General features: G+C 67.9%; 8 protein-coding genes and 1 pseudogene. 2 read left to right on the plus strand and 7 right to left on the minus strand.

Features of this window, described 5'->3' with window-relative positions; all coding sequences use genetic code 11:
* Both recA and VF794_RS25570 read right to left on the minus strand, forming a co-directional pair.
* On the minus strand, positions 1 to 882 hold an 882-nt coding region (gene recA, locus VF794_RS25565), incomplete at its 3' end, for a recombinase RecA (RefSeq protein ID WP_331114789.1).
* Positions 883 to 1046: 164 nt separating this feature from the next.
* Positions 1047 to 1793: a lysophospholipid acyltransferase family protein gene (locus tag VF794_RS25570; RefSeq protein ID WP_331114774.1), complete on the minus strand. Its 747-nt coding sequence runs from the start codon at positions 1791 to 1793 to the stop codon at positions 1047 to 1049.
* Positions 1794 to 1893: 100 nt separating this feature from the next.
* Between VF794_RS25570 and VF794_RS25575 the strand changes: the two genes are divergently transcribed.
* Entirely contained in the window at positions 1894 to 3231 is a 1338-nt protein-coding gene (locus VF794_RS25575; protein WP_331114777.1) for an NAD(P)/FAD-dependent oxidoreductase, read from the plus strand.
* Here the strand turns inward: VF794_RS25575 and VF794_RS25580 are convergent.
* Positions 3179 to 4819, minus strand: a complete 1641-nt coding sequence (locus tag VF794_RS25580; RefSeq protein ID WP_331114779.1) for a YifB family Mg chelatase-like AAA ATPase — start codon at positions 4817 to 4819, stop codon at positions 3179 to 3181. The genes VF794_RS25575 and VF794_RS25580 overlap by 53 nt on opposite strands.
* Positions 4820 to 4983: 164 nt before the next feature.
* Between VF794_RS25580 and VF794_RS25585 the strand changes: the two genes are divergently transcribed.
* On the plus strand, positions 4984 to 5643 hold the full coding sequence (locus VF794_RS25585) for a hypothetical protein (RefSeq protein ID WP_331114781.1): 660 nt from the start codon (positions 4984 to 4986) through the stop codon (positions 5641 to 5643).
* On the opposite strand, the gene VF794_RS25590 is transcribed toward VF794_RS25585, so the two are convergent.
* The 4 genes and pseudogenes from VF794_RS25590 to VF794_RS25605 all read right to left on the minus strand — a co-directional run.
* Positions 5544 to 6167, minus strand: a complete 624-nt coding sequence (locus VF794_RS25590) for a DUF2378 family protein (RefSeq protein WP_331114783.1) — start codon at positions 6165 to 6167, stop codon at positions 5544 to 5546. The genes VF794_RS25585 and VF794_RS25590 overlap by 100 nt on opposite strands.
* Positions 6168 to 6219: 52 nt before the next feature.
* Positions 6220 to 6714 (minus strand): biopolymer transporter ExbD, encoded by a 495-nt coding sequence (locus VF794_RS25595; RefSeq protein ID WP_331114785.1) that lies wholly within the window; start codon positions 6712 to 6714, stop codon positions 6220 to 6222.
* Between the two features lie 2 nt (positions 6715 to 6716).
* On the minus strand, positions 6717 to 7136 hold the full coding sequence (locus tag VF794_RS25600) for a biopolymer transporter ExbD (RefSeq protein ID WP_331114787.1): 420 nt from the start codon (positions 7134 to 7136) through the stop codon (positions 6717 to 6719).
* A 104-nt stretch (positions 7137 to 7240) separates the two neighbouring features.
* Positions 7241 to 7367, minus strand: a pseudogene (locus VF794_RS25605) (MotA/TolQ/ExbB proton channel family protein); the annotation flags it as partial.

Consider the following 7367-nt stretch of genomic DNA (forward strand, 5'->3'; position numbering starts at 1 on the left):
GCTGAAGTGGCTGCCGGCCTTGTCCACCAGTCCCGACTGCACCCCGAGGTCCAGCACCTCGCCCGCGCGGTGGATGCCCACGCCGTACAGCAGGTCGAACTCCACCTCCTGGAAGGGCGGGGCCACCTTGTTCTTCACCACCTTCACCTTGGCCCGCGTGCCCACCACCGCCTCGCCGTCCTTGAGGTTGCTCGTGCGGCGGATCTCCATGCGCACCGAGGAGTAGAACTTCAGCGCGTTGCCGCCCGTGGTCGTCTCCGGGTTGCCGAACACCACGCCGATCTTCATGCGAATCTGATTGATGAAGATGATGCAGCACCCCGAGCGGCTCACCGCGCCCGTCAGCTTGCGCAGCGCCTGGCTCATCAGCCGCGCCTGCACGCCCATGTGCGCATCACCCATCTCGCCCTCGATCTCCGCACGAGGCACCAGCGCGGCCACCGAGTCCACCACGATGAGGTCCACCGCCCCCGAGCGCACGAGCTGCTCGGTGATCTCCAGTGCCTGCTCCCCGGTGTCCGGCTGCGAGATGAGCAGCTCCTCCACGCGCACGCCGAGCTTGCGCGCGTAGTTGACGTCCAGCGCGTGCTCCGCGTCGATGAAGGCCGCCACGCCGCCCTGGGCCTGCACCTGCGCGATGGCGTGCAGCGTGAGCGTCGTCTTGCCCGAGGACTCGTTGCCGAAGATCTCCACCACGCGCCCGCGCGGGTAGCCGCCCACTCCGAGCGCCCGGTCCAATCCCACCGAGCCCGTGGGGATGACCGCCACCCGCTGCTCGCGCACCTCGCCACCCAGGGGCATTACCGCGCCCTTGCCGAACTGCTTCTCGATCGCCGCCACCGCCGCCGCCACCGCCTTCAGCTTGTCCGTCACCTTGTTCATCATCGCCTCGCCGCCCTTCACATGAATGGGGCCGCGCCTCGGAGCCGGAATGGCCCGTGCGTGCCGCGAGGAGCCTTGAGCAACCGCCGTGCCGCGCTGGGCTCACTCGGGGAGCGGTGGGTGGGGGCGTCTCGTTTCGCGTGAAGCGTCTCGCACGGTGGAGGTCAGGCCGGGGCTTCGCCCTCGCCGCCGATGTCCCGGTGGAGCTGGATGATGATGTCGCGTACCTCGTTCATGAGGGCCTCGCGCTGCGCCCCCTTGCGCCCCGCGGTCTCGATGGGCTGGCCCACCTTCACCCGGATGGGGTGGCGCCGCAGCCGCACGCTGCCCGGGGGAAGCATGCCGCGCGTGCCCTCGATGGCGATGGGGACGATGGGCACCCCGGCCTCCACGGCCAGCGCGAAGGCGCCCTTCTTGAAGGGGAGGATTCGCCCATCCTTCGAGCGCGTGCCCTCGGGGAAGGCGAGGAGGTTGGAGCCGGCGCGGATGCGCTCTCCGGCGACCCTCAGGCTGCGGACGGCCTCGCGCGGGTCGGAGCGGTTGACGAAGATCATCCCCGTCATCGTCATGTACCAGCCCAGGAACGGAACCCACTTCAAGCTATGCTTGGCGAGGAAGCGGATGTTCACGGGAATCACCGCGAACGCCACGGGGATGTCGAAGGCGGACTGGTGATTCATGAGGAAGATGTGGGGCCGGCTCCAGTCGATGTCCGGCAGGGGCTCCACGAGCAGGGGCGAGCCGGTGATGCGCCAGTGAATGGGAGCCCAGAAGCGCCGCGCCATCATCAGGGGCACGCTCCCGTTGAACGTGAGGAGCGCCGCCAGCCCGGACACGGAAATCCAGAACACCAGCCACAAGATGACGATGAGGGCCTGGAAGAGGGCGATGAGGGGGGACAGGAGCTTCATCACCTGGCCTTCTAGCTGGTCAAACCGCCGCCGGGTACGGGGTAGACGCGGGGACGTCGATTCCGTTGAATTCGAGTCCGCTGGGAGGAATTTCCTGAACATGACGGCCCGACACGACGAGCTTCCCCACGTGGTCATCCTCGGTGGTGGTTTTGGCGGTCTGTACGCGGCGCGGTCGCTGCGGAAGGCGCCGGTGCGAGTCACCGTGGTGGACCGGCAGAACCACCATCTCTTCCAGCCGCTGCTGTACCAGGTGGCCACGGCCACGCTCAGCCCGGGAGAGATCGCCTCGCCCATCCGTGGCCTGCTGGGCAGGGAGACGACGGTGCTGCTCGCCGAGGTGACGGGGGTGGACGTGGCGGGCAAGCGCGTGCTGCTGGCCGATGGTGAGCTGTCCTACGACTACCTCATCGTCGCCACCGGGGCGACGCACTCCTACTTCGGCCACGACGAGTGGGCGAAGCACGCGCTGGGACTGAAGACGGTCGACGACGCGCTGCAGATCCGCCGCAAGGTGCTGCTGGCCTTCGAGATGGCCGAGCGCGAGCCCGACCCGGTCCGTCGCCGCGAGCTGCTCACCTTCGTCATCATCGGAGCGGGGCCCACGGGGGTGGAGATGGCCGGAGCGCTCGCGGAGATCTCCCGCCACACGCTGGCGCACGACTTCCACAACATCGATCCCTCGCAGGCGCGCATCCTGCTGCTGGAGGGCGTGCAGCGCGTACTACCCATCTATTCGGAGCCGCTGTCGGAGAAGGCCCGGGGCGCGCTGGAGAAGCTGGGAGTGGAGGTCCGCACGAACACGCGTGTCACCCACCTCGACGAGACGGGCGTGTTCATCGGCGAGGAGCACATCCCGGCGCGGACGATCATCTGGGCCGCCGGCGTGGCGGCCTCTCCGGTGGCGCGCTCGCTGGGCACGGAGCTGGATCGGGCGGGCCGCGTCAAGGTGACGCCCGAGCTGACCCTCCCGGGCCGCCAGGACGTCTTCGTCATCGGCGACCTGGCGCACTTCGTCCAGGACGGCAATCCCATTCCGGGCGTGGCGCCCGCGGCCATCCAGCAGGGCAAGCAGGTCGGGCACAACATCCACCGCCACCTGGAGGGCCAGCCGATGAAGCCCTTCCGCTACTGGGACCGGGGCACCTACGCGGTCATCGGGCGAGGCAAGGCGGTGGGGGTGGCCTTTCAGCGCTTCGAGTCCTCGGGCTTCAGCGCGTGGCTGGCCTGGCTCGGCGTCCACCTCCTCTTCCTCATCGGCTTTCGCAGCAAGCTGGCCGTGCTCCTCGACTGGGCGTACTCGTTCCTGGCCTTCAAGCGATCGGCCCGCCTCATCACCGGCCCGTTGCCCGAGTTGGTGCGGCCCGTGAGGGCAGGGGAGCCGCTCAAGGGTCCTCGGGAGGCCACGAGTCCCGTTCGGGACGCCGCACTTGGTTGAAGGCGGTGTTCTGCTGGACGGGGGCGGGACCGCCATGGGTGTTGGTGTGCAGCCAGCCCCGGCGGTCCATCTGTCGGCAGTCGATGGCGAGCTGGACGTCCACGTCCTCGATGCGCTCGTGCCCCTCCAGGTCCGCGCGGGAGCGGGCCAGCTTGAGGATGCGGTCGTGGGCACGCGCGGACAGCCCGAAGGTGTGCACGGCCTTTTCGAGCATTGACTCGGCCTTCGGGGAGGGCTTGCAGTAGCGGCGCAGCAGGCGAGCGGGCATCTGCGCGTTGCAGTACACCCCCGGCTCGTCCCGGTACCGGGCCCGTTGGCGCTCGCGGGCGGCCTCCACGCGCTCCCGGTAGTACGCGCTGGGGGGCTCCTCTCCGTCGGCGCGGGCGATGTGGTGGTACTCCACCGGGCGCGTCTGGAGGGTGATGTCGATGCGGTCCAGCAGCGGTCCACTCACCCGCGAGTGGTAGTCGAAGACGCGGTAGTCCTTACATTGGCAGTTGCGTCCGGGCACGTTGAAGTAGCCGCACGGGCAGGGGTTCATCGCCGCCACCATCATCACCCGGCAGGGGTAGGTGACATGCTGGGTGGCGCGCGCCAGGTGGATGGAACCTTCCTCCAGGGGCTGCCGCAGCACCTCCAGCACGTTCTTGCGGAACTCGGGCAGCTCGTCGAGGAAGAGCACTCCGTGGTGTGCCAGGGACAGCTCTCCCGGCCTCGTGGTGGGGCCGCCGCCCACCAGTCCCGCGTCGGAGATGGTGTGGTGGGGCGCGCGGAAGGGCCGCTCGCGCATCATCGTTTGATCGTCTCCGAGGAGGCCGAGCACGGAGTAGATCTTGGTCACCTCCAGCGCCTCGTCGAAGGTCATCGTGGGGAGGATGCCGGGCAGCCGCCGGGCCAGCATCGTCTTGCCCGAGCCAGGTGGACCACAGAGCATGACGTTGTGGCCCCCGGCGGCGGCCAGCTCCAGCGCCGTCTTGATGTCCGCCTGTCCCCGGACGTCGGACATGTCGAGCGGGGTCGAGCGCCCGCGCGAGAGGGCAGGGGAGCCCCTCTCGCGGGTGAAGGCGGCCAGGGGCTTCTCGCCAGTGAGGTGCTCCACCGCCTCGCGCAGGTTGTTGACGGCCAGCACCTGGATGCCCTCCACGAGCGCCGCCTCGGCCGCGTTCGCCGCCGGAACCATCACGCCCTCGTAGCCCCCGTCGCGCGCCGCCACGGCCAGCGGCAGTACGCCCCGGATGGGCTTCACCCACCCGTCCAGGGATAGCTCCCCGCCGAAGAGGTAGCGCCCCAGCGGCTCCTCCTCCATCAGCTTCGCCGCGGCGAGCACCCCCAGCGCGATGGGCAGCTCGAAGGCCGCTCCCTCCTTGCGGATGTCCGCCGGAGCGAGGTTCACGGTGATGCGCTTCTGCGGCAGCTCGAAGCCACAATTCTTCAGGGCCGAGACGACGCGCACCTTGGACTCGCGCACGGCTCCCTCCGGCAAACCGACCACATTGAAGTACGGGAGGCCCATCGCCATATCCACCTCGCACTCCACCACCACCGCGTCGATGCCCATCAACGCGCCCGACCGCACCCGCGCCAGCATGTCCTGCCCTCCGAAAGGTTCTCGGCTCGCTGGAGCAATGCGCGTACCGCTTCCCCTCCGAGAGGCCTCCGGCACCAACGCGTCCCCGGCCCGGGATGGCACGTCCCGCGCAGTGGAGGGCACCGCCCACGAGCCGGCGTGAAATTCGGCTAATCTAGGGGGCCATGGAACACACCACCTCGGCCCCGCAGTCGGGCACCTCTCCCCGGTCCGTCCACGTCCGCCGCGCTGACCTCAAGCGCAACGTGCGGCTGAAGCTGACCTTCGCCCTCTTCCGCTTCGTCCTCTACGGAATGGTGGGTCTGTCCTCGGAGATCTTCTTCTACAACCTGGTCCGCATCGGCCGGCACGTGCCGCTGCTGGAGGTCTTCTTCCGCTTCCAATGGCGGGTGGATGATCGGCTGAACCTCAACCACATCTGGGACACGCCCGTCGTCGCGGCGTACGGCCAGTGCTCGCTGTGGATGTTCCTCATCTACGGCGTGGCCTGCTTCTGCTTCGTCGAGGCCATCTACCGCCGCACCTTCCGCCAGCACACGGCGCTGCGCGCGGTGCTCTACGGCTTCGCCATCCTCCTCTTCGAGGGCTTGAGCGGGGTGGTGCTGGAGAAGCTGACGGGCTACCGCATCTGGTACTACGCGGACAGCGGCGCCATCCTCTGGGAGATGACGTCGCTCTACATCCTGCCCATCTGGATGGTGACCGGCCTGATCGCCGAGTTCATCTACAGGGAGTTGATGGACCCGGACTTGGTGGCGGCCTTGGAGTCGCCCTTGCCGGCCACGCCCGAGGAGACCGAGGCCTCACTCCAGCTGATGCGGTAGGTACAGGCGTGCCCGTCGTAGCCGGACAGGTCGACGTGGATGTTCTCCGCGCCGGCCGTCCGCAGCCCCGCGTGGAGGATGCCCGCGGTGAACGTGGGCAGCGAGCCAACCTCGTTCATCCACAGCTCGAACTGACGCGGGGAGATCTCCTTCAGGCGTGACTCGGTGTAGTTGTTGCCCGCCCGGAAGTTCTGCGTGGCCCGCATCAGTGCCCGCCGGGGGCCCAGCACGCGCAAGAGCGACAGCACGGCGCGCCCCAGCATCGTCTCGCGGAAGCCGTCGATGCACGCCTCGCCAATCTTGAAGGCCCCCTGGCTCAGCGGCTCACCCGGGTAGAGCTCCTCCGCCGTGATGCGCAGGAACGTCATCCACGAGTCGAAGGGGTAGGCGGGGCGGAGCTTCTTGTCCAGGTCGAGTCCCGCCTCCCGCAGACGAGCCTTGCAGCTGGGAGGAATCCGTCCGTGCAGTGCTCGCACATAGACGGCTTCGATGGTCTGCTCAAAGATCAGGAGCTCGTCGGCCATGAGAGTTTTACACTCTAGCCGACGAGCCCCTGTCTGTGAACCACACGATGTTTTATTGAACCGGGGCGGGCGCCGGAGCGGCCCCCGGGTCGCCAGCGGGAGCACCCGCCGGAGCCAGCGGGATGTCCTCGGTGGCCATGCCCAGCACGAAGGCCCCGGCCTGCTTGGCGCCGTCGAAGGCGGCCACGAGCTTGCCGTAGTTGGCCTTGTCGTCCGCCACGAAGAAGACCACGCGGTCCTCCTTCGTCTTGGCGGCCAGCATGCGCTTGAGCTTGTTGACGTAGTCGTCGGAAGCGACGGGGTCCGCGTTGATGGAGTAGGTGCCGTCGGCGTCCAGCTTGACGATCAGCTGGCTGTTGTCCTGGGGCATCTGCTCCACGGGGACGTCCTCGGTCTCCGGGATGCGCACCTCGATGTCCTTCTCGAGGAGCGGGGTGACGACCATGAAGATGATGAGGAGCACCAACACCACGTCCACCAGCGGAGTGACGTTGATCTCCGAGTTGGGCGGGGTGGAGGGTTTGACGAACTTACGAGTTCCGGCCATGGCTACTTCTGCTCCTCGACGCCCAGGAAGATCTTCCTGGCCTTCGCCTTGCGGGTGATCTCCATCACCTGGCGCACGTCGCCCACGGTGAGGGAGCTGTCGCCCTTGAGAAGAAGCTTCTTGTTGGGCAGGTATGCCAGCGTCTCACGCAGCTTGGCCTCCAGGCCCGCCGCATCGAACTCGTCCTGCTCCACGAACGTCTTCTTGTCCGCGGTCATGGAGAGGATGAGCGGATCCGGGTCGTTCCCTGGCTTCTCGTCCTCCACCTTGGCCGCCTTCGGCAGGGTGACGGACTTCCCACGCTGGAGCATGGGAGTGACGACCATGAAGATGATGAGGAGCACCAGCACCACGTCCACCAGGGGGGTGACGTTGATGTCGCTCTTCGGGCCCCCTTGGGAGCCACCTACTGCCATTCCCATGAATGCACCTGTTCCTGGAGAAGAGAGCGCCCGCCCGACGGTGGGTCTCCTGGATCAGGAGACCCGATACACGCCGAGGCGGGCCTGGGTGCTCTCGGGGTAAATCAGCCCTGCGGAGCGTGCGCGCCGCCCGCGTTGCGCGCCACCACGTCCAGGAACTCGTTGGACGACTCGGAGATGTCCACCGAGCGAGCGTCCACCCAGCCCGACAGGAAGTTGTAGGCCATAACC

The organism is Archangium sp. (assembly GCF_036389735.1).
Taxonomy (GTDB): domain Bacteria; phylum Myxococcota; class Myxococcia; order Myxococcales; family Myxococcaceae; genus Archangium.

What these genes read in the sequence shown, in the direction of transcription:
- VF794_RS25570 (WP_331114774.1), bottom strand. Translation starts at nt 1,793, where the DNA reads ATGAAGCTCCTGTCCCCCCTCATCGCCCTCTTCCAGGCCCTCATCGTC.
- VF794_RS25575 (WP_331114777.1), top strand. Translation starts at nt 1,894, where the DNA reads ATGACGGCCCGACACGACGAGCTTCCCCACGTGGTCATCCTCGGTGGT.
- VF794_RS25580 (WP_331114779.1), bottom strand. Translation starts at nt 4,819, where the DNA reads ATGCTGGCGCGGGTGCGGTCGGGCGCGTTGATGGGCATCGACGCGGTG.
- VF794_RS25585 (WP_331114781.1), top strand. Translation starts at nt 4,984, where the DNA reads ATGGAACACACCACCTCGGCCCCGCAGTCGGGCACCTCTCCCCGGTCC.
- VF794_RS25590 (WP_331114783.1), bottom strand. Translation starts at nt 6,167, where the DNA reads ATGGCCGACGAGCTCCTGATCTTTGAGCAGACCATCGAAGCCGTCTAT.
- VF794_RS25595 (WP_331114785.1), bottom strand. Translation starts at nt 6,714, where the DNA reads ATGGCCGGAACTCGTAAGTTCGTCAAACCCTCCACCCCGCCCAACTCG.
- VF794_RS25600 (WP_331114787.1), bottom strand. Translation starts at nt 7,136, where the DNA reads ATGGGAATGGCAGTAGGTGGCTCCCAAGGGGGCCCGAAGAGCGACATC.